The organism is Acidihalobacter aeolianus, assembly GCF_001753165.1.
Lineage (GTDB): Bacteria > Pseudomonadota > Gammaproteobacteria > DSM-5130 > Acidihalobacteraceae > Acidihalobacter > Acidihalobacter aeolianus.
Genome location: NZ_CP017448.1, coordinates 1,471,817 through 1,495,124, shown reverse-complemented (window position 1 = coordinate 1,495,124; position 23,308 = coordinate 1,471,817). Strand labels below are relative to the sequence as shown.

The 23,308-nt window shown below is 56.4% G+C and carries 19 protein-coding genes; 9 read left to right on the top strand and 10 right to left on the bottom strand.

Annotated features, from left to right (window positions below):
* Position 1: 1 nt before the first annotated feature.
* The 10 genes from BJI67_RS06885 to BJI67_RS16730 all read right to left on the bottom strand — a co-directional run bounded on the left by BJI67_RS06885 (position 2) and on the right by BJI67_RS16730 (position 11,958).
* Entirely contained in the window at positions 2 to 1,186 is a 1,185-nt protein-coding gene (locus tag BJI67_RS06885) for a TIGR03088 family PEP-CTERM/XrtA system glycosyltransferase (protein ID WP_070072404.1), read from the bottom strand.
* Entirely contained in the window at positions 1,186 to 2,730 is a 1,545-nt protein-coding gene (gene xrtA / locus BJI67_RS06880) for an exosortase A (protein WP_070072403.1), read from the bottom strand. The genes BJI67_RS06885 and xrtA overlap by 1 nt, the downstream gene beginning before the upstream one ends.
* Positions 2,727 to 3,977: a TIGR03087 family PEP-CTERM/XrtA system glycosyltransferase gene (locus BJI67_RS16750; protein WP_197513345.1), complete on the bottom strand. Its 1,251-nt coding sequence runs from the start codon at positions 3,975 to 3,977 to the stop codon at positions 2,727 to 2,729. Before BJI67_RS16750 ends, xrtA begins: the two co-directional genes overlap by 4 nt.
* Positions 3,977 to 4,999: a FemAB family XrtA/PEP-CTERM system-associated protein gene (locus tag BJI67_RS16745; protein WP_083250705.1), complete on the bottom strand. Its 1,023-nt coding sequence runs from the start codon at positions 4,997 to 4,999 to the stop codon at positions 3,977 to 3,979. The genes BJI67_RS16750 and BJI67_RS16745 overlap by 1 nt, the downstream gene beginning before the upstream one ends.
* Entirely contained in the window at positions 4,986 to 5,900 is a 915-nt protein-coding gene (locus tag BJI67_RS16740; protein ID WP_083250704.1) for an XrtA system polysaccharide deacetylase, read from the bottom strand. Before BJI67_RS16740 ends, BJI67_RS16745 begins: the two co-directional genes overlap by 14 nt.
* A gap of 41 nt (positions 5,901 to 5,941) precedes the next feature.
* Positions 5,942 to 7,063, bottom strand: coding sequence for an ExeA family protein (locus BJI67_RS06860; protein ID WP_083250703.1), 1,122 nt, complete (start codon positions 7,061 to 7,063; stop codon positions 5,942 to 5,944).
* A gap of 15 nt (positions 7,064 to 7,078) precedes the next feature.
* Positions 7,079 to 8,680, bottom strand: coding sequence for a TIGR03016 family PEP-CTERM system-associated outer membrane protein (locus BJI67_RS16735; RefSeq protein ID WP_083250702.1), 1,602 nt, complete (start codon positions 8,678 to 8,680; stop codon positions 7,079 to 7,081).
* Positions 8,681 to 8,721: 41 nt separating this feature from the next.
* Complete coding sequence (locus BJI67_RS17360; protein ID WP_156782055.1) at positions 8,722 to 9,660, bottom strand: AAA family ATPase; 939 nt, start codon at positions 9,658 to 9,660, stop codon at positions 8,722 to 8,724.
* A complete protein-coding gene (locus tag BJI67_RS06855) occupies positions 9,657 to 11,222 on the bottom strand; it encodes an XrtA system polysaccharide chain length determinant (protein WP_083250701.1) in 1,566 nt (521 codons plus the stop codon). The genes BJI67_RS17360 and BJI67_RS06855 overlap by 4 nt, the downstream gene beginning before the upstream one ends.
* Positions 11,223 to 11,343: 121 nt before the next feature.
* Positions 11,344 to 11,958, bottom strand: coding sequence for an XrtA/PEP-CTERM system exopolysaccharide export protein (locus BJI67_RS16730; RefSeq protein ID WP_231940912.1), 615 nt, complete (start codon positions 11,956 to 11,958; stop codon positions 11,344 to 11,346).
* Positions 11,959 to 12,866: 908 nt separating this feature from the next.
* Here BJI67_RS16730 and BJI67_RS06845 point away from each other — a divergent pair.
* From BJI67_RS06845 to ppk2, 9 genes are all read left to right on the top strand, one after another.
* The gene (locus BJI67_RS06845) at positions 12,867 to 14,327 is read left to right on the top strand and encodes an MFS transporter (protein ID WP_197513344.1); all 1,461 of its coding nucleotides are present in this window, start codon (positions 12,867 to 12,869) and stop codon (positions 14,325 to 14,327) included.
* Complete coding sequence (locus BJI67_RS06840; RefSeq protein WP_083250700.1) at positions 14,324 to 15,481, top strand: acetate/propionate family kinase; 1,158 nt, start codon at positions 14,324 to 14,326, stop codon at positions 15,479 to 15,481. Before BJI67_RS06845 ends, BJI67_RS06840 begins: the two co-directional genes overlap by 4 nt.
* Positions 15,471 to 16,379, top strand: coding sequence for a bifunctional enoyl-CoA hydratase/phosphate acetyltransferase (locus BJI67_RS06835; RefSeq protein WP_070072396.1), 909 nt, complete (start codon positions 15,471 to 15,473; stop codon positions 16,377 to 16,379). The genes BJI67_RS06840 and BJI67_RS06835 overlap by 11 nt, the downstream gene beginning before the upstream one ends.
* A gap of 168 nt (positions 16,380 to 16,547) precedes the next feature.
* Positions 16,548 to 17,921, top strand: a complete 1,374-nt coding sequence (locus tag BJI67_RS06830) for an NAD(P)/FAD-dependent oxidoreductase (protein ID WP_070072395.1) — start codon at positions 16,548 to 16,550, stop codon at positions 17,919 to 17,921.
* Between the two features lie 38 nt (positions 17,922 to 17,959).
* Positions 17,960 to 18,859, top strand: coding sequence for a beta/alpha barrel domain-containing protein (locus BJI67_RS06825; RefSeq protein WP_070074019.1), 900 nt, complete (start codon positions 17,960 to 17,962; stop codon positions 18,857 to 18,859).
* A 1-nt stretch (position 18,860) separates the two neighbouring features.
* Positions 18,861 to 20,291, top strand: coding sequence for a pyruvate kinase (gene pyk / locus BJI67_RS06820; RefSeq protein ID WP_407922809.1), 1,431 nt, complete (start codon positions 18,861 to 18,863; stop codon positions 20,289 to 20,291).
* Positions 20,292 to 20,325: 34 nt separating this feature from the next.
* Positions 20,326 to 21,624 carry a phosphopyruvate hydratase gene (gene eno / locus BJI67_RS06815; RefSeq protein WP_070072394.1) on the top strand — a complete coding sequence of 433 codons (1,299 nt, stop codon included), beginning with the start codon at positions 20,326 to 20,328 and terminating at the stop codon, positions 21,622 to 21,624.
* 25 nt (positions 21,625 to 21,649) lie between these two features.
* Positions 21,650 to 22,390, top strand: coding sequence for a Crp/Fnr family transcriptional regulator (locus tag BJI67_RS06810; protein WP_197513343.1), 741 nt, complete (start codon positions 21,650 to 21,652; stop codon positions 22,388 to 22,390).
* Positions 22,391 to 22,508: 118 nt separating this feature from the next.
* Positions 22,509 to 23,306 carry a polyphosphate kinase 2 gene (gene ppk2, locus BJI67_RS06805; RefSeq protein WP_070072392.1) on the top strand — a complete coding sequence of 266 codons (798 nt, stop codon included), beginning with the start codon at positions 22,509 to 22,511 and terminating at the stop codon, positions 23,304 to 23,306.
* Positions 23,307 to 23,308: the final 2 nt, after the last annotated feature.

The following is a 23,308-nucleotide window of genomic DNA, read 5'->3' as shown; positions in this document are numbered from 1 at the left end:
ATCAAGCCGCCCCCCTCGCTTTCAGTCCCGGATGGATTCCAATCAGGGCATCATATAACGCTCGATAACGGGCGATCATGGCATCCAGGGAAAATTCCTGACGCATGCGCGCCTGCCCTGCCGATCCATGCGCCTTGGCGAGCGCCGGATCTGCGCGATACCGATCCAGCGCCTTGGTCAGAGCATCGACGTCTCCAACCGGAACGAGATAACCGGTCTGCTCATCGATCACCACCTCCGGGTTACCTCCAACCCGCGTAGCGACCACGGGCAGCCCCGCGGCCATGGCCTCCAGCACGGCGATGGATATCCCTTCGTTGGTCGATGGCAGGGCAAAGACGTCAAAAGCGGCCAGCCATTCCGGAACATCGTCACGCGCACCGGCAAGATGCACCCGATCGGCGACGCCCAATTCCGAAGCGGTATTTTCCAGCCGCTGCCGCTCGCTGCCTTCGCCGACGATATAAAGGTGTGCGTCAACAGGAGCACCCGAAACGCTCATCTTTGCGATGGCATGCACCAATTGTGTTTGCGCCTTGACCGGGTCCAGTCTAGCGACCGTACCTACTACGAAAGCGCGGCGTGGCATGTCTAACTGATGTCGGGATCGCTCCCTGTCCGCGAATGCCCTGTCGAATGTGCCTGGATTCACACCATTATGGATACACAACACCTTATTGGCCGGCATTCCAACGTCATCGCGCAACCAGTCCGCGAGATCATCCGACACCACAATGAATCGGTCTACAAACGGCCGCATCCAGCGTCGCAGGAGTATGTATTTATGGGGAACTGCGCTGCGGCCGGAAGTCCATCCATGCTCGGCATGAACCACTCGGCAACCTGCCAGGCGTGCGATCGGCGCGGTATCCAGTGCCGCGATGTTATAGGTATTGACGATACTGGGACGTAATTTGCGCAGCAGCTGCCACAAGCGCCAATAGCTGGCCAGGTCCTTGCCCTCGCGCTTGCCCAGATCAAAGACCTCAACCTCCGGAGATTGAATCCGATAACGAAAATCCGTGTAACCCGCCAGACAAATCACGACATGGCGATAGGTGCTCGAGACCTCAAGACCATTGATCAAATCGACCAGCACGGATTCCATGCCACCGTAATCGAGTCGACGGATAATGTGTGCAACCAAGGGGCGCCCAAGTGACGCCGAGGTCGTGGACAGATGCATCAGCCCACGCCTTCTGCAAGGGTACCAAGCTGAAGCTTTGCAGCCTCGTGCATCCTGAATGCGCGGACAAACCGCGCGAGCACTGCCTCAGCCTGTTGCCTGTCCTGGGAGCCAGACAATGGTGTGGAAACAACGACAATGCGGGTATTCAACGGCATCATCATCGATTGGGCAAGCAGTTGATGCCATTTGACACCGAGTACGTTAGTTGCGGTCCGATGATTCACTTCATACCAATACCAAACCAGCATGCGCATTCCGTCACCGGAGAGAACCTGCATACGAACCTTGCTGAAATCAGGCATGGTCAGCACCTGTTCCCCAGCCTTTATCGTTTGCCACTGATCCGGTGAATACCACTGATTACCCAGCATAAAGAGCTTGCGTCCATGCTGAGGACGACCGCGATAGGCCACATCCACGAGATTGACATGCGCCATACCATCGATATAAGTGGCCATTATATTTATATCTGGCTTATAGTAATGCGCACCCAATGGGTTTGCTCCATCCATCAGCAATTGCCATTCTCCATAATGCTGCTTAGGCATATCACCATGAAAAGAAAGTACGGGTGTATGCACCTCCACGGCCCGCACAAAGACAGGGCCAGATACGAGACATAAAATACCCGCGAACAACCCTATCAGCAGACGCTGTGGCTGTAGCTGCCTCGACATGAGAGATATATTGGGTACATGGATGTCTGGCTGATCCTGCCTGAATGGCCAACCCGCCAAAAAAAACAGGAACAGCACCGTACCGAAGAATTGCCATCCAAATATGAGGTGATCTGTCCCAGTTGCGTATTTGACACCAAAAACCTCGCCAATGACCACCGTGAAATACACACGCAACCCATTGGCGATAATAGGTACGATAAAGGCCATGACCATGAAAATAGCGCGACGCTTCCATGATCTATAAAAAAGATTCGTGTACAAGGCGGACAATGCCAGGGAAGCAATAAAGAACTTGACGCCGCTACAGGCGTCCGCCACATGCCACGTCGCGATCGGTGTCTCAATCAAAACACCATGCAAATAGGTCACAAATCCCGTTGCCTGCAACACATGAACGCTGATTTCCGCGGTGACATGCTGTAGGAACACCGTCACTCGTCCAGCAGGCCAGGGAAACGCGAAAAAAAGATAAGCCAAGGGGAACAGTAACGCCCTTGATGCAGCAGTTCCGTAAATTGCAAGGACCCCAGAAGGAAGCATTGCGATAATCGCAAACTGCTCCAATAACTGCACACCAACCAATTCGCCTATGCCCCACAGGAGACTGCTAGACACCAAAGCGAACAGTCCCAGCAGGCTAGGACTAAAGGCGACCATCTCCAGATTCTTCCGACGCGACCAGACTAGAAATGCGCTTATCGGCAGTATCAAATATCCATATTGAAAAGTACCATCATGGGCCCATACCCAGGCCAGACGATAAAGAGAGGTGCTAAAAAGAAGGATGTAAAGCAGCAGAAATGCCAGAAAGAATCCATGGGTTATCTGACGGTGCCTCTTGAAGCCAGTCATCGCGCTCATCCAGACAATCCCCTACTGAATTTGGGTGTTGCATTCGCATCCTGAATGTCTTGTGGAACGGTCAATAATTTGATCAGTTCATTAACAGAATGGTCCCAACTAAAACGTGTGATGAGCCAGTTTCGGCGAAGGGAAACATCTTCATGCGGTCCAGACAAACGTTGCAGTACAGCTTTGGCAAACGCTTCAGGTTCATCCACACGTTCCCCCAAGTAGGCTTCGCAGCGTCCCAGACCTTCCCAGGCGGATCCCGTACCCACTACGGGGCGCCCCATGGCCAAAGCCTCAAGTACCTTGTTCTGAATACCCCGGCCGACTCGCAAGGGTGCACATACGACATTTGCGTGTGCCAGGTATGGCCTAACATCAGGCACTCGTCCAGTCACGACGACTCCAGGTATAAGCTCAAGTCTCTTGACCGCAGGAGATGGGCGCTGACCCACAATATAAAATTGTGCGCGTGAAACCACTGCTCTGATGAGCGGCCATACATTTTGACAAAACCAGACAACTCCATCGATGTTTGCCTGATAGTCCATGGCACCTGTGAACACGATTCGAGGATCCTCGTCCGGATATGGATTCGGCTGGGGAACAGATGCATCAAAGTAATTCAGGTCAATACCGTTGCCTATGGCGCATACACGTTGCGAGAGATTCGGGTTTGCGTTACGAAACAGTGCAGCCTCCTCTTCCGTAACGAATATCGAGGTATCGAAAGCCTCGGCTAACTGTCGTTCTACGTGCGCGAGGGTTTTGTACTCCCTGCGATAAATCATGTTCATCGGAAAACGGCTCGATGTTGCATATTGGCGCCATTTTTCTGAATCGACATCTACAAAATCCATTATGCGACGCATAGGATATGGAGCAGGCAAAAGCGCATATGTGCCTATAGCAGCCGAGAAAGCGTATACCGCGTTGATCGGGTGAGTATTCATCGTTGTAGTCACCCAGTTTGAAAAACGGGTATGTCGATAGCGGGCAACGGATAAAGGCGCCCCTGCTACGGTGGAGGGTAGACCTCGTATTTGTCCGACAAGAGGAAGTAGTCTGGGTAGATAGACACTCGCGCATAAACTCCGGAGATGGTCGCCATGCTTCATGTCGTCCGGGTCATCAATGAATGCCCCTAGATGCACTCGGTACTGCTGTGCCAGTCCCTTCAGGATGTTGTAAGAGCGTATCTTGTCACCCTTGTCGGGCGGATATGGAATGCGGTGAGCTAAAAAAAGAATCTCGCGCACTACCCGAGGCTCCGCGCAAGCGGTGGGCCCAATAGTTGGCTGACAGGCAATGGCAGCCGCCGCCATAGACGAATGAACCGTTCATATTTGGGATTGACAGGGCTAACATCAGGTATGTCATCAGCCTTGACCAGATCATATTCATAATGAAGCGGTTCAGGTTCAAATCCCCAGTGAACCTTATAACTATACGAACCAGTATCCCGCTTGCTGCGGCCGAAATCGAATAGCCGGACTCCTCGATCGGCAGCACGACGCATCAGTTCCCAATACATCAGGTCATAAGCCTTCAGATCGCGCGCCGCCATTGTCCCGCCACCATAATATGGCAAAACCTGGTCACGAAAATAAAAACTCAGGACCGAACTCACAGGTATATCGCCATGACGTACAGTTAGGATTTCAGTTTCGGTCCTGAATACCTGCAACAGTGTACGAACATATCTTCGAGAAAAAACGGGGGTTCCCAGATTGCGTACACTTTCTGAATATGCTCGATAGAAGTCGATTCCATCTGTGTCGACACGGACATCCAGCCCTGCTTCAATCCCCTTGCGGATAACCGCGCGTTGTTTGCGTGGTATGGCCTTCATGTTGGCATCATGATCCTCAGACAGTTCACGACGAAATGTCACATATAAGGATTTATTCGGCCATTCGGGACGCGATGACCTGAGTTGGCGCAATTCCACATACTGGACACCTAATTTGCGGGCAAGATTACCACTTGCATCAAGCAATGCGTCCAACACGGAGTCATCTCGCGCAACCGGGCCGCCATACACACAAAAAGGCGTGGATATCAATGCATCATGAAACAATCTGCTGTGCACACGAGCCAAAGGCAATATACCGACGACCTCATTCCCGTCTTCCGCCATCAGGTAGTAACAACGGTGACCAAATGCTTTTTCGATGACTTCTCGCCATCCAGCCTTATGAAAGAATGTGGCATCAGAATGATGATCCACAAAAGCATCCCAGCGGGTGATATCGCTTTCCTCTAATTCATGCACCTGCATCTGCGGGCACCTCCATGTGAGGATTCTTGATCTCTGAAGCGAAAACGCGATCCATGCGGTCCCAATGAAAATCGCTCAAGAGCCTATGCAGGCGACTTTCAGTCCTATTCAGATTTATGTAATGACGAAAACGAGTCTTTGCACTGATGCCTGATATTCGAGGTTGATCTGGATCGATTTCCCAAGGATGGAAGTAGAAAACAGTAGATTGACGATCTTGGCGGTTCACTCGCTGTATCGCCCAGCGACTCAATGCATATGGGAAAAATCTGAAGTAGCCACCTCCACCACAAGGAAAACTACGACCAGACCAGCGAAACGTGGACACAGGTATTTCTAAAACCCCATGCTGTCGGGGGTTAAAAGCGAATCGAGGCGCCTCAGGCATACCATAGTGATCATGAGCTATCGGGTAAATACTAGAACTGTAAATAAAACCCACATCTGCCAAAACATCCAATGCCCAAAGATTATCCCTACCTATGGAATAACTTGGAGCACGATAGCCTAATACCGCCTTGCCTGCTATATCTTCAAGTATTGCCTTGGAACGACTGACATCAGCCTGAAAAGCAGTTGCGTCAAAAGTGGTAACTCGATGGTGCTCCATTCCATGGCTGGCAATTTCATGGCCGGCATCGACAATTCGACGAACCATCTGGGGAGCACGTTCGGCAATCCATCCCAAAGTAAAAAAAGTCGCTCGCACATCTCGGGTTTCAAATATATCAAGTATCCGATCGATATTGGTTTCTACACGCAGGCTAATGTCGCCCCAGTCATCCCTATTTACGATTCCCTCGAAGGCTGATACCTGGAAGTAGTCTTCCACATCCACACTCATGGCGTTTACAAGGGTGGCATCAATAGACTTGTTATACTTATTGGGTGTTTTAGTCATGTGATCACGTGCTAGTGATTTTCAAAAATTGACTTCAATCATCAGTTATGCGACTTCTTCGTGATACTTTTACTTGCGCTGGCCTGGTTTCTTATCTTTGAGAAGAGCCGCTCAAGCCGCTCTACTCTTTGTGATAACCCGATTTCCTTGCTTGGACGGCGGATATCAAAATGCTCCTGATCTATTAACATGTCCTGCATCTCAGAAACACCGAGCCATTCACTCATTGATCGCTCCAACTCTATCAAACGATTCCCTACATCATCTGTAATTGCCGAATCGATCAATGAGGTGTCAATAGAGGTCGGAGATGTTGACCCATTGTTGACATACGCAGGTGCATTCCATGCTCGAGAACCAACATCATTTTGCATTTCATTGATGACAGTTCGAATATCCTCAACCGTCAGATCCACCTTCTCTTCGAGATATCCATACAATAGGAAGCGATCCATCAAGATATTGATCTTACGTGGTATACCGCGCGTCCACTCTTGGACTTCGGTGTAAATCTCAGGATCGATGGTTGGGGAGCCTGCCCACCCTGCTGTTTTCAATCTATGTTGTATATAGTCGGCTGTTTCTTCGTGCTTAAATGGTTCTAACTGATGCCACGCGATAATTCGCTGATGCAACTGCTCCATTTGAGGCGCATTAAGTACTTCGCGAAGGTTCGATTGACCGACTAACGCAATTTGAACAAGCGCTTTGCCCTTATGGCTCATATTGCTTAATATGCGCAGCTCTTCGAGAGCTTCTACTGAAAATGTTTGCGCTTCATCTACAATCAACAAAACACCATGCGCATGCTTTTTAAGTAATGCACGTTCAAGTTCGCCAAGTAGATTAGCCTTTCCAGTCACTTGTACGGACATTCCCAAGGCCGCCGCTACCAAACTCAATACCTCATCAGGCCTAACATTAGCGGCCGCTATACGGGCCCCTTGTATGTGATGGGTGGACAAATAATCCAATATGGCCTGTATCGTGAGAGTCTTCCCGGTTCCAATATCACCAGTAATAACAATGAAGCCTTCACGCTGTCCTAATCCGTAAATCAGATACGACAAGGCACGCCGATGAGTAACGCTTGGAAACAGAAACCCGCTATCTGGTATCAGTGCGAATGGGCGCGTGCTCAAACCATAAAATGATTCATACATGACGGCAGTTATCGCTTAGAAACTCGTATTGAGTTGAAGAATTGCCGAATCAGCGGCATAACGTTCAACAGCATAAATTGATTGGGCACTTTGGCGCATCACAGTAAAGGACAAATGAGTGACAGGTGATATCAGATAAGTCCAGCTGAGCCGCCCATAGTTCCAGAAATATGGTGCAAGGTTGTCTTGAATTACACTCTCACGTTGAAAGCTCGCAGCTAACTGCGATCGTTCGGAAAGTGTCCAGCTCCACGTTGCCGTACCACCGCGCAAGCGATAACGACCTAATTGACTTACAAAATAGTCGTTATGTTCATCATACACGGAAAGATCTACCGTGCTCATCGAGAACTTATATGTAAAATTAGCTTGCAGCCGTTTGTCCAGATATGCGCCAGCATAGATAGACTGGTTTAGCGGTACCGGACTGGTAGAAATTGTCGAGGGCAGAGGATTATTATAAAGAGCAGAATATTGAGTAGCCAAGACTACAGGGGTCTCTGTATATTGAACCCCCACTGCCATATAAGGCACATGGTATTGTGCGTTTAAGCTAAATGAAGTTCCAAAAAACCGGTGCCCCCAGAGTGCTTTAAATGCGAAGCGCATATCTTGCCAGGAAAACCCTGCATCCCAATAGTTGCTTCCGTAGCGCTGGATGTCACCATTTGGCAAGTAATTATCTTCGACCCCCTCAGTCCCTAACAGGCGCAGATGATGTGTCAACTGGTACCCCAAGCTTAGATAGGCATTGTCGAAGTAGATATTTTCTCCTAGCTTGCCATAGCGTACCGTATTGGTAGACCAGTTTAGAGTCCAAGTCCAATGGGTATTGTAGCTGGGATTTGTAAGAACGAAACTTTCCCCTCTGCTGGTCGAGTTATAAAGTGAGCTGTTGCTGTACTCAACTCGACCATAGGTATACCTTAGCGTCCCCAACCCCAAGGCGCCGAAACTTTGCAGCCAATACGGGCTCAGGTTTGACGTCCAAATATTTGTTCTATTACCAAGCACTGAATAAGCGTTATTTGATGAATACGGTTGAAATGGATTTATAGCTGTTTGGCCATATGTAGTCTGCCCATCCAGAAACAAATGGCTAGGTACTATTTGGGCGTGGAAATCACCGTTGACTTGATTAAAAAAACTATTAGAGGGGGGGGTATGGGCATATTTAACGGCTTCACCAGTGTATTTAAAATTCGCCTGGAGAATACTGCCCACCGTGCATCCAGAGATAGCAGGGCTTATCATGGTCGCCGAATCGGAACGTTCCTGCCCAGCAGGCGCCAGATATATATTGTTTGTATAAAACTCAGCCAATCCAAGCTCCGGTACAAGATATGCTCCTAGGGGGGGCGTATTAACATTCCCGCCCGGAAGGAAAGATGAGCGAGACGGTGGCACACAGGAGCCCGCACCAGATGCTCTTGAGGCTAAGGGATTGTATGACCCCATACTGTCATAGGAACTTGCATTCGTCGCACCACCATATTCTTGAGTGGCATTTATAGCCCCAAAAACCGTTTCTGAATTAACTGCAAACACCACGCAACTGGAAAAACAGAATACAATCGCTTTCGTAAATCGATGAAGCAATAATTGTTTAAGCATCATTATCAGTCACTATCTATAAGTAAAGTAGAACGCCTCATACTTCATGTATTATCAGAATAATTAGAATATTCATAACGGCCATACCCTGCGCCAACACCTGTTCGAACCTGATTTAGGACAAAATTGATTGCTTTTGTTTTATCAAGCAGCTGAAGTGCATCTACCACTGCCTGACGCTGCGTGCTTCCAGCCTTGACTACGAACAGTATCTGCCCGACAAACTCTGCCAAAGCTGATGGCTCTGGCGCACTCAGCAACGGAGGCGAATCAAACAATAAAATTCTATTTCTTTTCTGCGTAAGCAGATCCAGAATCTGCCCCATTCTATTACCGGACAATAACTCTGGAGCATCCGGTACACGTTTACCTGATGGGATAAACAGCAGATGTGGGATATTGGTTTGATATAATGCATCTTTTATTGGAATCGATGCAGTAGACAGCACATCAAGCAAACCAGTCCGCTCACCCATACCCATGAAGCCCGTCAGTGATTGCCGCACAGCATCGCAGTCAATCAATATGACCTCCCAATCACGTTCCTGTGCCAAGCTAAGTGCGAGATTAAATGCAGTAAAAGTCTTACCCTCGTTCTCCAATGCACTCGTTACCATAATGCGCTCACCAAACTCGGCCAGGTTTGCTCCACGCCCCGTCAACCTCGCCAACAGCGGTCTTTTCACCCTGCGGTGCTCACTTTCAACAAGGCCTCGAATCGAAGCTGGCGGGTATAGCCCCACTTCAGAGGCTTTTCCTAGGTCGACTTCAACAGTTGCCCCAATATCCGCTGTGCCCGTGGAAGTGGATTGAACTCCATCAGCGCCATTTAGTATTTGTTCACCTATTTGGTCGAGTATCGACCCTTGTCTTCCTCCATGTTCATTATCAGGCAGCGGCGTATCCTGACTATCGATCGATTTTGCATCAGACTCGACTTGCTGGTTTTGAATCTTTTCTGCAGCTCGCTCGATTAGATTCATAGCGTCCCTCCCAGCAAATGAACTCTCACTAATTCAGCACCTTGGTTGGAGAACACAATCACCAGCACCCCGACCAGGATAAATGCAACACACCCGGCCCCAAACATCAGCACTCTAATTCGGTGGGCTTTCAGATAGGTTGTCGTTTGTGCGAGAGAAATAGCGCCAGCTACCGGCAGAGAAAACATCTCCATCAATTCAGTCTTCGTCAAGAAAACTGGTTTTAGTTGTGCAAGCAGATATGCCAAAGCCACACCTGCACCAATTGCAACCACCATGGCCATAAAGGCCATAACGTGGCGTTTGGGAGAAGTGGGTATAAGTGGCAAGATCGGGGGATCAATGATTTGAAATTTTAACGGATTACCGCTCGCCTGGGCACTCTGGGAAAGCTTAGCCGAGTACAGACGTCTCAATAGCGAATTGTACTGATCTTGCGTTACCTGATAATTACGCGTGAGCGCATCCAACCGCGCTTCGACTTTTGTCATTTTATCGGCTCGGTGCTTCAAATTTTCAATTTGACGGTTCACCTGGCCCAACTTCGTTTTAATTCCCTCAATTTCCACAGACACCTTGTTTGCGCGTAATGAGATGTCTTGATAAACCGGATTATTCGGGTCAAATGTATCTGTTTCCCTTTTCTTTAAATTTGCGATCAATGCATCCCGTTGTTTCCGCTCAAGCTTAATGCGTGATTCTAGTGAGATGACACCCGGATAGTCCGCTGTATACTGGGTCAAGAGATTACTAAGGGTTTGCTTATCTTTCTGGATTTGCGCATTCAAGGCCAACACATTCGGATCTTGTGCAGGATTGACCGGGGTCTTCCCCTGCCTCATCCCCCTAATTTGACTGGCTAACGTTTTCATTTCAGACTGGCTAACTTCGAGTTGATTCAATAACTGAGCCTTAGTCTGTTGAGCCATCTGTAATTGCGTGACATACCCCCCATTATCTGATGGCATATAACCAAGATTTTGACGTTTAAACTCAGCCAAAACATTCTCGGCATTGTTCAAGTCATTGCCATATTTCTCCAATTGTTCCTTAAGAAATTTCTGCGCTGACGACGAATCTTCTTGAGTAGCCCCTAGTGCGTCGGCCATTAGGATGTTCAGCACCTGCTGAACAACAGCTTTTGCAATCGCGGGGTCATGGTTTGCATACTCAATGTCGTAAAGATCATTGCCGACATTTGAAATGTGGATTTGATCTCTTAAAGCTGACAGCATTTTATCTTTCTGAATGGGCGTAAGCCCGCCCAGATTAAGGTTTGAATTATTAGCAATTTGTTCAAGATTTTGACGGCTTAAAATTGTCCTAGTCAGCAGCTGAACAGCTTGATTAAGATTTGGTTCCACAACCATCCCACTCAACAATGGCCGCAGTACATACTGAGTATCTACGTGCACCTTCGCCCATGAAGCATATTGATTGGGCACTGTGAAAGTAAATGCCCACCCCACTAGCGCCACAAACCAAACTGCAGCGAAACCTTGCCATCTAAATCGCCACGCGTTTAGCAATTCGCTTTTGAGTCTTTCAAACACCTCATGCATGTATCTTCAACTCCACGCAGTTCTGATTACTCGATCAACGGCAGTCCACAAATGGCAGCCTTATTATTCGAAGAGCCCTTCACACGCCGATACTTCGAACCAAGCACTTCCCCCAAAATGCTCAGAACAACTTTTGAGGAATAATGATCACATCTCCTGGCTGCAGAAGCGCATTATCATGAATATCGCCATTCAGAAGATCGCCAAGCCTCACACGATAGACCTTATCCTTACCGTCATATTTACGTATGAGTTCAGCACTGTTACCAGCCGCGTAGGGCGTCAAACCACCGACCTGAGTCATCGCATCCAAAAGGGTCATTCCTGCACGATACGGAATAGCCTGTGGCTTGACCGCCTGTCCAACAATTCGGACTTCAGAAGTGTATGTGCTCTGGAAGGAACGCACGATGACGGTAACATCCGGGTTGCGGACGTACTGAGCCAGCGCCTTTTCTAGATTTGCCGAAAGCTCTGATGGCGTTTCTCCCTCTGCCTGCATGTTTTGCACAAGCGGGATCGATATTCGACCATCTGGTCTTACCGGCACAGTCGTTGATAAATTCGGGTGATCTACCACATAAATCTGCAACTCGTCCCCAGGGCCTATCCGGTAGATCGGCACGCTAGTTACGACGGGAGCGGTACGAATTGGTGGCGGACCGGAACAGCCAGACAATAAAAGCAAGGCTGATAGGGCTATCAGCATGATAGAAATCGCTGACTTGTCTTTCACTTGGTGTTCCTTATTTATCAATGACCTAAAAGCCAATCACACAGCAATTGGCAGCCTACTGAGGATCAGGAGGCCTGTCTTGAAAAGCACAAATGCCCAATACAACTCATGTGAATGTTGACAGAGTCTAATCTATCGCGCAATCAGCCTCCTGAACGCGAGAATCTGGTGGCACAGCCCCTGAAAATGCATAGGTTTCCCACACAAGCCTCGTGTTACAGGGTTGGCATGCCATATTAGCGCAGTTGGATTACAGATCAGCCAACGAGCGGACACTACACCTATGTAGGCACTGGATTATTATCAATATCACCATACGGTTCGTTATCGCTTAACCCTGAAAAGAGGCTCAACGCCTAACTACTTTGATCATTTGAACTCCCTATGTGCTCATCCGAAAAAGCGGTAATCCTGCCCTGAGAAATCGCTCAATAATTGGCCTAGAAGAGGTCGACACTACTCTGCAAGCGTGGCGTTTCCGAACCTCAAACGCCAGATCATTGGCCAACAGGCTCCTCAAAGTGATGATCCACTGCCCCCGGCTAGGGTTGGTACGTGTGATTCCGATTACAGCGACAGATATGTTGACTACTTTAATCTACGAAAGATTCCCTGCTCTTTCGAATCTTTATCTATAAGCACATATTCTGAATCAGAATCAGGCATCATTATTGCTGCGGTTGCACATACCTCGAGCGAACTCATTCCGGCAACAATACATCGCATCTGAAGTCGAATGCCCTCATCAAGGCCATGACAGCGTACGCTTCAGTAGTACTTGATTGGACGAAGCCTTCACAGAACCCAATACTCAATCAATAAGGAAAGCACTTGCACGACTCGTCATCGTCTCTCTCAGACCAAATCTTATGATCGCGACCACAGCCCGTGTCGAAACTCAGCATAATATGTGCCCACAAGCACCCAGCTTAGTACATCCGGATCACGCAACGCTGATCGCTCTGCTCGACGGATCTCCGCTAAGTCTGTCGCATTACCTGGCCTGGGGACTCTCGGCCGGCGGCACCCTGCTGGATGGGCTATCCGTGTTCATGCTCGGCATCGCCATCCCCCTGCTGATCCACGACATGTCACTGACGCCGGCACAGACCGGCCTGCTCGGTGCCGCCCTGGTCGCCGGTGCCGTGATCGGCGCCTCGCTTGGAGGGCGTTTGGCCGACCGCCTCGGGCGCAAGGCCGTGTTCCTGCTCGACATGGGGCTGCTGACCCTGGCCGCCGTCATCGGCGCGTTGGCCTGGGACCCCTGGCTGCTGGTCGTGACACAGCTTGCCGCAGGCATCGCCATCGGCATGGATTTCCCGGTCAGCAGCAGCTATGTGGCCGAGTGCATGCCGCACCGCGAACGCAGCCACATGATGGTGGCGACCATTGCCTGCCAGTCGGCCGGCATGTTGCTCGCCGCCGTGGTCGCCCTCGGCTTGCTCCACCTGAGCGGATCGCCGCAAGCCTGGCGGCTCTTCTTCGCCAGCGAGGCCGTGCTCGCCGCCCTGTTCCTGGTGGCGAGACTGCATCTTCCGGAAAGCCCGCGCTGGCTAATGGGGCAGGGCCGCAACCGCGAGGCAGTACATGCACTGGAAAATCTCGTGCCTGAAGACCGGCAGAAACTCGAAACCCTGGCGACCCGTCTCGGCGACGAGATCCATCACGTTTCCAAACTGTCCCGGCAGTCGCAACCGCCCGGTTTTGGCATATTGTTTCACCCTGCCTACCGGCGACGGACGCTGCTCAGCACCCTGCCCTGGCTACTGATGGACGTCGCCACCTATGGTGTAGGCTTGTTCACCGCCGTGCTGCTCGGCTCACTGCACTTCGGCGCCAGTGCCGCAGACCCGCTCGCGCGTGCCGAAGCGCTGGCGGGCGGCAGCGGGCTCATCGACATCTCGTTGCTCGCAGGCTTTCTGATCGGCCTGTGGGCCGTTAGCCGATTCGGGCGCATCCGCATGCAACTCGCAGGTTTCGCCGGCATGGCGGCCGGCATGCTCGTACTCCTATCCAGCACCCTGCTCGACGGCGGCGCAGCGCATCACGTCGCACTGGTGTTCGCCGGCTTCGTGACGTTCAACCTGAGCATGAACATGGGCCCCAACAGCACGACCTACATTCTCCCCGCCGAATTGTTCCCGACCCAGGTACGCGCAACCGCAGCGGGTTTCGCCGCCGCCTGCGCCAAGGTCGGCGCCACTGCCGGCGTTTTCCTGCTGCCGCTGATCAAGTCGGCGCTGGGCGTAGCCAGCGTGCTTGCGCTGATGGCCGTGGTGAGTCTGCTCGGCCTCGCCAGCACCTGGCTGTTCCGGATCGAGGGCCATGGCCGGACGCTCGAAGAACACCATAGCGAGGATCTGCCGTGAGCCCGGCGGAAGAGCTGCACTGCCTGTGCGTCAACGCGGGGTCGTCCTCGCTCAAACTCGCGCTCTACCGCATCGCCGACGACGGCACCGAAATCCGCCTGGGTGAGGCCTCCGCGAGCGAAATCGGACGCCCGGAAGCCGCATTGGAGGTCAAAGGCCATACCGAAAATCGCCCGTTGGCAGATCATCACGAAGCTTTTCCTGTATTGGTTCAGGCGCTGAACCCGTCTCGGGTCGATGCACTCGGTCACCGCGTGGTACACGGTGGAGGACTAGACCGCCCAGCCCTCGTCACCGCAGAACTGCTCGATCGCCTCGATGCAGTGACGCCGCTCGCGCCGCTGCACAACCCGCCTGCGCTGGCCGCGATCCGCTCAGCCCTGCGCCATTTTCCGCACAGCCCCCAGGTCGCGTGCTTCGACACCGCGTTCCACGCCACATTGCCCGAGGTAGCTCACACCCTGCCCCTGCCGCAGCGCTACCGCGAAGCCGGCCTGCGCCGCTACGGGTTTCACGGGCTTTCCTATGAATACGTATTGCGCAAGCTGGGGTCGCGCGCGCTCGGTCGCCTGGTGATCGCCCATCTCGGTAATGGGGCCAGTCTGAGCGCCGTGCTGCACGGTCGCTGCGTGGATACCAGCATGGGCTTCACCCCCAGCGGGGGCATTATGATGGGCACCCGCAGCGGCGATCTGGATCCTGGCGTCATGCTCTACCTTGCACGCACCGAGGGGTTGGACCCCACTGCGCTGGAGCATGTGATTGACCGCGAATCCGGCCTGCTAGGCGTCTCCGGGCACAGCGCCAACATGGCCACGCTGCTGGCAGACGATACGCCCGACTCGAGGCTGGCCGTTTCCTTGTTCGCCTATCACGTACGCAAGACGATCGGCGCCTATGCCGCCGTGCTCGGCGGCCTGGACCGACTGGTGTTCACCGGCGGAATCGGCGAACACGCCGCCGCCGTGCGCTGGAGGGTCTGCCGCGGCCTCGAATATCTCGGTATCGAGCTGGATACCCTGGCCAACGATACCCATGCCGAACGAATCTCCACACCGACCGCCCGCTGTGCGGTCGAGGTCGTCGCCACCGACGAGGATGCGATGATCGCCCGACACGTCCACGAAACCCTGGTTACCCACCATGCCGAATGACATCCGACAACTCGACGACTTCATCCGCGAGGCCAAACAGATCGATCCGGCGCCGACGGCCGTGGTGGATGCCAGCGAGCGTCACGTGCTCGAGGCGGCCATCTCGGCCGCCCGCGAGGGGCTGATCGAACCGTTGCTGATCGGGCAGCGCAGCATCATCGAGCCGATGTGCGAGGAACTCGGCTGCGACCACCCCATTCTCGACGCGCACAGCCCGGAGGAAGCCGCCGAAGCCGGAGTGGAAGAGGCCAAGGCCGGCCGCGTCAAGCTGCTGATGAAGGGACATCTGCACACCGCAGAATTCCTGCATCCGATCATCAAAGAACTACGCACCTCCGAACGCATCTCGCACGTCTTCGCCGCCGAACTGGACCGCTACCCCAAACTGCTTTACATCACCGACGCGGCGATCAACATCACCCCCGACCTCGCCACCAAGGCGCAAATCCTGCAGAACGCCGTCGATCTGGTACGCCTGTTCGGCACCGACCGTCCCAAGGCCGCGGCCTTGTCGGCCATCGAGGTGGTCAATCCCGCCGTCACCTCGACCATCGACGCGGCCTGCCTCGCCAAGATGTCCGAACGCGGCCAGATCAGGAACGCCATCGTGGACGGACCACTGGCCTTCGACAATGCCATCTCCAGCGAATCGGCCAGCATCAAGGGCATAGAGAGCCCGGTCGCCGGCGACGTCGACATCCTGCTCGCACCCGACCTCGTTTCCGGCAATATCCTGTACAAGGATCTGGAATACCTGGCCGGTGCCCGCTTCGCGGGTATCGTCCTCGGCGCGACGATACCGATCGTGCTGACCTCACGCTCGGACCCCGAAGCTGTGCGCCTCGCCTCGCTTTCGCTGGCCCGGGTCGCCCACCATCGCAGGGATCTGCAGGCGTGACGCAATGGGACACGGGACACGGGACACGGGACACGGGACAAATATTGACCCCGCTCAAATCTGGGGCGTTCAGCGCTGGCGCCTGCGCGCCGTGCGCTGCCTACTGATGCGCATTCGCACGCCGGCCTGCCCGGCACTGCGCACGCGCAACCCCCTGGAGACACGCGCATGCAAGACCACGACATCGAAACCGACGTCCTGATCGTCGGCGGCGGCCCCGCCGGCATGATGTGCGGCATCACCGCCGCGCAATTCTGGCCCTCGCGCCACGTCACCCTGATCCGTCCCGAGGAAGAGGCCGTGGTACCCTGCGGTATTCCCTATATCTTCGGCACCCTCGGCGGCACCGACGAGGACCTCGCCGGCCGTGCCCCGTTCCTGGCTGCCGGCGGGCAGATTCTCACCGGGCGCATCGCATCGGCAGATCGCAACGCACGCACCGCCCTGCTCGAGGACGGCCGCCGAATCGCCTGGAACCGCCTGGTCATCGCCACCGGCTCCACTCCCTTCGTTCCCCCCATCGAGGGGCGTGACCTTCAGGGCGTGTTCGAGATACACAAGGATTACGACTATCTCGATACGCTGCTCAGCGAAACCCTGCCGGGCGTCAAGCGCCTGGCCATCCTCGGCGGCGGATTCATCGGCGTCGAATTCGCCGACGAACTGCGCAAACGCGGGATCGAGGTACACCTCATCGAACAGCGCCCGCACCTCCTCGGCGCGTCATTCGACCTCGACGCCTGCGTCGCGGTGGAACAGCGCCTGACCGCGCTCGGCGTGCGCATCCATACCGGCGCCACGGTAGAAGCGATCACCGCAGGCACCGACCCCAAGCGGGTCGGCGGCATCCGCCTGAACGACGGCGGCACGCTGGCTGCCGAAGCCGTACTGATCGCCATCGGCACTCGCCCCAACACCACGCTCGCCGGTGACATGGGGCTGACCCTGTCGCGCTCAGGCGGGGTCTGGGTCGACGGCTTCCAGCAAAGCCGCGAAGATCCTCACGTCTTCGCAGTCGGCGACTGCGCGCACAAACAGGATTTCTTCACCCGCCATGCCAACCACGCCCTGCTCGCCTCGCAGGCCGCCGCCGAGGGACGCATTGCGGGGATGAATCTCTACGGCCTCAAGCTACCGCGCAGCAACGCCGGCTCCATCTCCGTGTACGCCAGCCAGATCGACGAACTGGCCTTCGGCGTGGCCGGGCTCACCGAGGCGAGCGCCGAGAACATCGGCTTCGAGGTCTTCACTGGCGACATCCGCATGCCCGATCATCATCCGGCCACCATGCCCGGAACCCACGAACTGCACTGTCGGCTGGTGTTCGACGCCAATAGCGAGCGGCTGATCGGCGGGCAGGTGATCGGCGGCCCGACGACGGCCGAAATACTCAACATCCTCGCCGTTGCCATCCAGCTGCGCGCGACCGCCACCGACCTTGCCAGCTTCCAGTTCGGCAGCCATCCACGGCTGACCGCGCCCGTGCACCCCATCGTCGCCGCCACCGGCGAGGCCCTGCGCCGACGCCTGGAAAAACCCTGAACGGGCGGGCCGTGCGCACACCCGACAAGGAGACCGCCATGACCGCCAGATTCCACGTGCCCGCCGATGTCCCCGACGGCGAGCGGCTGACCTATCTCACCAACATAGACCGCGCCACGCAGGGCAGCGGACGGCTGATGCTGATGGCCGGAGATCAGAAGGTCGAACACCTCAACAACGATTTCATCGGCGATGACGTGGCCGAGGACGACGGCGATCCGGAGCATCTGTTCCGCATCGCCTCGCAGGCACGCATCGGCCTGTTCGCCACCCAGCTTGGCCTGATCGCCCGTTACGGACCGGACTACGCCACCATTCCCTATCTGGTCAAGCTCAACGCCAAGACCAATCTGATACCTACCGCCGCGGGCGACCCCCTGAGTCGCCAGTGGCACGAGGTGTCGCAGATCGTCCGTCTGCGCGACAGCTCCGGGCTCAACATTCTCGGCGTCGGCTACACCATCTATCCAGGCAGCCAGCACGAATCCGTCATGCTGGCCGAAGCGGCCCGCATCATCTTCGAAGCGCATCAGCACGGCATGCTCGCAGTCATCTGGGCATACCCGCGCGGCCAGCAGATCACGGACGAGCACGATCCGCATCTGATCGCCGGTGTCGCCGGGCTGGTCGCCTGCCTGGGTGCTGATTTCGCCAAGGTGAACGCTCCCCGGGGCGAAGCCGGAGTGCTGCGCGAGGCGGTACGCGCAGCCGGACGGACTGGCGTCGTCTGCGCGGGCGGCGGAGAGACTACGGCCGAAGGTTTTCTCGAACGTCTGCATACTCAGATTCACGCTGCCGGTATCGCTGGCAGCGCCACCGGGCGTAATATCCACCAGCGCTCTCTCGACGAAGCCATCCGTCTGTGCAACGCGATCAGCGCACTCAGCGTCGAGGACGCGACGCTGGAACAGGCGCTGCAGATCTACCGCGGGCATTGACGTGTCCCCGCTGCGCCCACACAAGACCAAGATCGTATGCACCATCGGGCCGGCCTCCGACCGGCCGGGCACGCTGCGCCGGATGCTGCGCGCCGGCATGAGCGTTGCGCGCATCAATCTCGCCCACGGCGATACCGACAGCCACGCGGCAACCATCCGCCGCCTGCACGAGGCCGCTGCCCAGACCGGCCTGCCGGTGGCGGTGCTCGCCGACCTGCCCGGCCCCAAGCTGCGCATCGGCCGACTCGTCCCGGACCCGCTGAGACTGCATCAGGGCAGCAGCTTCACACTCACCACCGAGGATATCGAAGGCGACTCGACGCGCGTTTGCGTACCCGGCTTTCATGCTCTGCCCGCTGCCGTCCGCCGCGGCGACTCGATTTTTCTCAACGACGGGTTTATCCAGCTCAAGGTACGCGAGGTCGCCCCGCCTGAAGTGCGCTGCCGGGTCGTGGTGGGTGGCGAACTACGCTCGCACAAGGGACTCAACATCCCGCGACTCCATGTCGCGATCCCGGCCTTTACCGAACGCGATCAGCACCTGCTCGCCTTCGCCTGCGAGCAGGGCGTGGACGCAGTCAGCATCTCCTTCGTCGAGCGTGCGGCGGACATCGAGCGGGTACGCCGCGAGGCCGGGGCGCTGGGCGCCGCCCCCTACCTTATCGCCAAGATCGAGCGCGCCTCCGCCCTGCGGCATCTGAATGAAATCCTCGAAGCCGCCGACGGCTGCATGGTCGCACGCGGCGACCTGGGCGTGGAAACCCCCATCGAATCGATTGCCTTCGTGCAGAAGCGTCTGATCCGCAAGGCAAATGCCGCGGGAAAGCCCGTGATCACCGCCACCCAGATGCTCGAATCCATGGTCGATCACAGCCGACCGACCCGCGCCGAGGCGACCGACGTGGCCAACGCCGTGCTCGATGGCACCGACTGCGTGATGCTCTCCGAGGAATCCGCCATCGGCGCCTACCCGGTGGAAGCCGTCCGGATGTTGGGGCGCATCGCACGCCGCGCCGAGGCGGTACGCGAGGACTTTGCCCCCGGCGGTGACGCCCAGGAAACCGGCCGCATGGACATCGAGGACGTCGTTTCGCTCAACGTGGTCACCGCAGCCCGACGCCTGCACGCACCCTACGTGTTCACGCCGACCGAAACCGGTGCCACGGCCAGGCGCATCGCTCGCTTCCACCTGTCATCGTGGACGATTGCCCTGTCGCGCCATGCCGCCACCTGCCAGCGACTGCTGTTCAGCTACGGTGTGCATCCGGTGCACGTCGGCGGCGACGCCCGCGACTGGCAATCGATCGCCCACGACTGGCTTCACACGCACCGGCTCGTCGGGCATCCGCTCATCTTCACCGAGGGACCGTCCCGCGGACACCCCGGCACCACCAACCGGGTCGAGATCGTGCCCGGCTTCGACATCGACTGACGGCAACCAACATCGCCGCACACAGGAGTCCGCCATGAACGACGCCACCATTGCCTCGCTGACCGCGCGCGAGATTCTCGATTCGCGCGGCAATCCAACCGTCGAGGTCGACTGCATCCTCGAAAACGGCATCTGCGGGCGTGCCGCCGTACCTTCCGGCGCCTCCACCGGCTCCCGCGAGGCGGTCGAACTGCGCGACGGCGACGTCGGGCGCTTCGGCGGCAAGGGCGTGCGCAAGGCCGTCGCGCACGTCAACGACATCATCGCCCCGGATCTGATCAGCCTCGACGCGCGCGAACAGGCCGCCATTGATGAAACCCTGATCGGCCTAGACGGCACCGACAACAAGTCCCATCTCGGTGCCAACGCCCTGCTTGGGGTGTCGCTCGCGGTCGCGCGTGCCGCGGCCATGGCCAGCGATCTACCGCTGTATGCCTATCTCGGCGGCCCCGCTGCCACGCGCCTGCCGGTGCCGCACATGAACATCCTCAACGGCGGCGTGCACGCCCACTGGCAGGGTGCCGACTTTCAGGAATTCATGATCGCACCCTACGGCGCAGGCAGCCTGCGGGAGGCCGTCGAATGGGGCGCCGAGATCTATCACGCCCTGCTCGCGCTGCTGGAAAAGCGGGGACTTTCGGTCGGTGTCGGCGACGAGGGCGGTTTCGCCCCCCACGTCCGTAGCAACGAGGAACCGCTGGAGCTGATCGTCGAGGCCATCGGCGCCGCCGGCCTACGTGCCGGGCCGGACGTCGGCATCGCCATCGACCCCGCCTCCAGTGAATTCTTCAAGGATGGCGCTTACGCACTGCACACCGAGAAGCGCCGCCTAGAAGCCGGCGAAATGGTCGACTATTACGCCAAACTGGTTGCGAACTACCCCATCGTCCTGATCGAGGACGGCATGGCCGAGGACGACTGGGACGGCTGGAAGCGCCTCAACCAGACCCTCGGCAGCAGCATCGAACTCGTCGGCGACGACGTCTTCTGCACCAATCCGGCAATCATCGCCCGCGGCATCGAGGAAAACATCGCCAACGCGGTGCTGATCAAGACCAACCAGATCGGCACGCTCAGCGAAACCATCGCCGCTGCCCGGCTCGCCCGCGACCACGGCTGGGGCGCCTTCGTCTCGCATCGTTCCGGCGAGACGGTGGACAGCTTCATCGCCGACCTGGTGGTGGCCCTCGACGCCGGCCACATCAAGACCGGCGCCCCGGCCCGCGGCGAACGTGTGGAAAAGTACAATCAGCTGATGCGCATCGAGGAAAGACTCGGCATCGCGGCCCGCTTCGCCGGCCTCGATGCCTACGTGCGCCCGGTGCGCTACTGATGTGCCCGGCAGCGGAGAGACGCGCATGAGCCCGCCGCCGGACAGCTCGCGGCTGCGCATACTGCCCATGTTCGCCGCGCTGCAGGAACACGAACTGCGCGAAATCGCCAACGGTCTGCACCCTGTGCAGTGGCCCAAGCGCTTGCAGGTCATGCCCGCCGCCGACACGGCGGAGCGTTTCTATCTGCTGCTGCGTGGCCGGGTCCGCGTGGAGGCGGAGCACCCGGTCACGGCACGCATCATCACGCTGTACCTGCTGCGTCCGGGCGATGGCCACAACATCATCACGCTGCTCGACGGCAAGCCGCATCAGGTAATCGCGGAAACACTGGATGAGACCGAAGTCGTATCCGCACCGCTGAACCGTTGGCACGCCTGGATGCACCGCTACCCCATGCTGCGCCAGTCGATGATGCTCGCCGCCGCGGCGCGCCTCCGGGAACTCGCCGAACTGGCCGAGGATCTGGCGCTGCACGAGACCTCCGCCCGTCTCGCGCACCTGCTCCTGCGGCACATCGAAACCGACGACGGTCCGCACGGCCTGCTGCACGGCCTGGTACACGACGACATCGCCCGGCTGATCGGCAGCGTGCGCGTGGTGGTGAATCGCCTGCTCAACCGCTTCAAGCACGAGGGCATCATCCAGACCGCTGCCGGACACATCCAAGTCGTCGATCTCGAACGCCTGCTGCACAAGGCCGAGTCCCATCTCGAGCCCCACGAGCCGGAACCGCCCCGCAGCGGGGCGGGAAAGACGATTCATTAACCTAAATCAATTAAACGTCGATGATCCAGAACCCGCGGGCTGCCCAGTCATCGAACTGGCGTAGAGTCCAATAAACTTGGGTTTTATTCGATCATCCCAACCCTGCGACCCAGTCAACATGTCCAAACACCGCAACGCCCCCCCGTATCCGCCTTCGCCTGCAAAAAAGGACTACAAGCGCGAACTGCACGCACTGCAAATCGAGCTGGTCAAGCTGCAGAAGCACTTCATCTCCCATGGCGACCGCATCCTGGTGATCTTCGAGGGCCGCGACAGCGGGGGCAAGGACGGCACCATCAAGCGCATTGTGCAGCATCTGTCGCCACGCGAAACGCGTGTCGTCGCCCTCGGCAAACCCTCCGAGCGCGACCGCACCAGCTGGTACTTCCAACGCTACGCACCGCACCTGCCGGCCGCCGAGGAAATGGTCCTGTTCAACCGCAGCTGGTACAACCGGGCCGGCGTCGAGCACGTGATGGATTTCTGCACCACGGACGAGTACGAGGAATTCATGGAAACGGTGCCGGCCTTCGAGCAGATGCTGATCCGCTCCGGCGTGCATCTGTTCAAGTACTACCTCGACATCAGCAAGCACGAACAGAAGCAACGACTTGCCGCACGGCGCACCGATCCGCTCAAGCAGTGGAAGATGAGCCCCATCGACGCTGCGGCGCAGAAGCACTGGGACGACTACAGCCAGGCGCGCAACGACATGTTCGCGCGCACGCACAGCGCGCTCGCACCGTGGACCGTGGTGCGCGCCGACGACAAGAAGCTGGCCCGGCTCAACGTCATCAAGGATCTGCTGACCCGACTCGACTATGCGGACAAGGCCCACGACCTGATCCGTCCCGATCCCGACATCGTCTTCGCCTATGCCGAGGCCTACCTCGACAACGGCATGATTGCACCCTGAGG

Bases quoted from the DNA above. Each gene is read 5' to 3' on its own strand.
- BJI67_RS06885 (WP_070072404.1), bottom strand. From the start codon at position 1,186: ATGCATCTGTCCACGACCTCGGCGTCACTTGGGCGCCCCTTGGTTGCA.
- xrtA (WP_070072403.1), bottom strand. From the start codon at position 2,730: ATGAGCGCGATGACTGGCTTCAAGAGGCACCGTCAGATAACCCATGGA.
- BJI67_RS16745 (WP_083250705.1), bottom strand. From the start codon at position 4,999: ATGCAGGTGCATGAATTAGAGGAAAGCGATATCACCCGCTGGGATGCT.
- BJI67_RS16740 (WP_083250704.1), bottom strand. From the start codon at position 5,900: ATGACTAAAACACCCAATAAGTATAACAAGTCTATTGATGCCACCCTT.
- BJI67_RS06860 (WP_083250703.1), bottom strand. From the start codon at position 7,063: ATGTATGAATCATTTTATGGTTTGAGCACGCGCCCATTCGCACTGATA.
- BJI67_RS16735 (WP_083250702.1), bottom strand. From the start codon at position 8,680: ATGATGCTTAAACAATTATTGCTTCATCGATTTACGAAAGCGATTGTA.
- BJI67_RS17360 (WP_156782055.1), bottom strand. From the start codon at position 9,660: ATGAATCTAATCGAGCGAGCTGCAGAAAAGATTCAAAACCAGCAAGTC.
- BJI67_RS06855 (WP_083250701.1), bottom strand. From the start codon at position 11,222: ATGCATGAGGTGTTTGAAAGACTCAAAAGCGAATTGCTAAACGCGTGG.
- BJI67_RS06845 (WP_197513344.1), top strand. From the start codon at position 12,867: ATGTGCCCACAAGCACCCAGCTTAGTACATCCGGATCACGCAACGCTG.
- BJI67_RS06835 (WP_070072396.1), top strand. From the start codon at position 15,471: ATGCCGAATGACATCCGACAACTCGACGACTTCATCCGCGAGGCCAAA.
- BJI67_RS06830 (WP_070072395.1), top strand. From the start codon at position 16,548: ATGCAAGACCACGACATCGAAACCGACGTCCTGATCGTCGGCGGCGGC.
- BJI67_RS06825 (WP_070074019.1), top strand. From the start codon at position 17,960: ATGACCGCCAGATTCCACGTGCCCGCCGATGTCCCCGACGGCGAGCGG.
- eno (WP_070072394.1), top strand. From the start codon at position 20,326: ATGAACGACGCCACCATTGCCTCGCTGACCGCGCGCGAGATTCTCGAT.
- BJI67_RS06810 (WP_197513343.1), top strand. From the start codon at position 21,650: ATGAGCCCGCCGCCGGACAGCTCGCGGCTGCGCATACTGCCCATGTTC.
- ppk2 (WP_070072392.1), top strand. From the start codon at position 22,509: ATGTCCAAACACCGCAACGCCCCCCCGTATCCGCCTTCGCCTGCAAAA.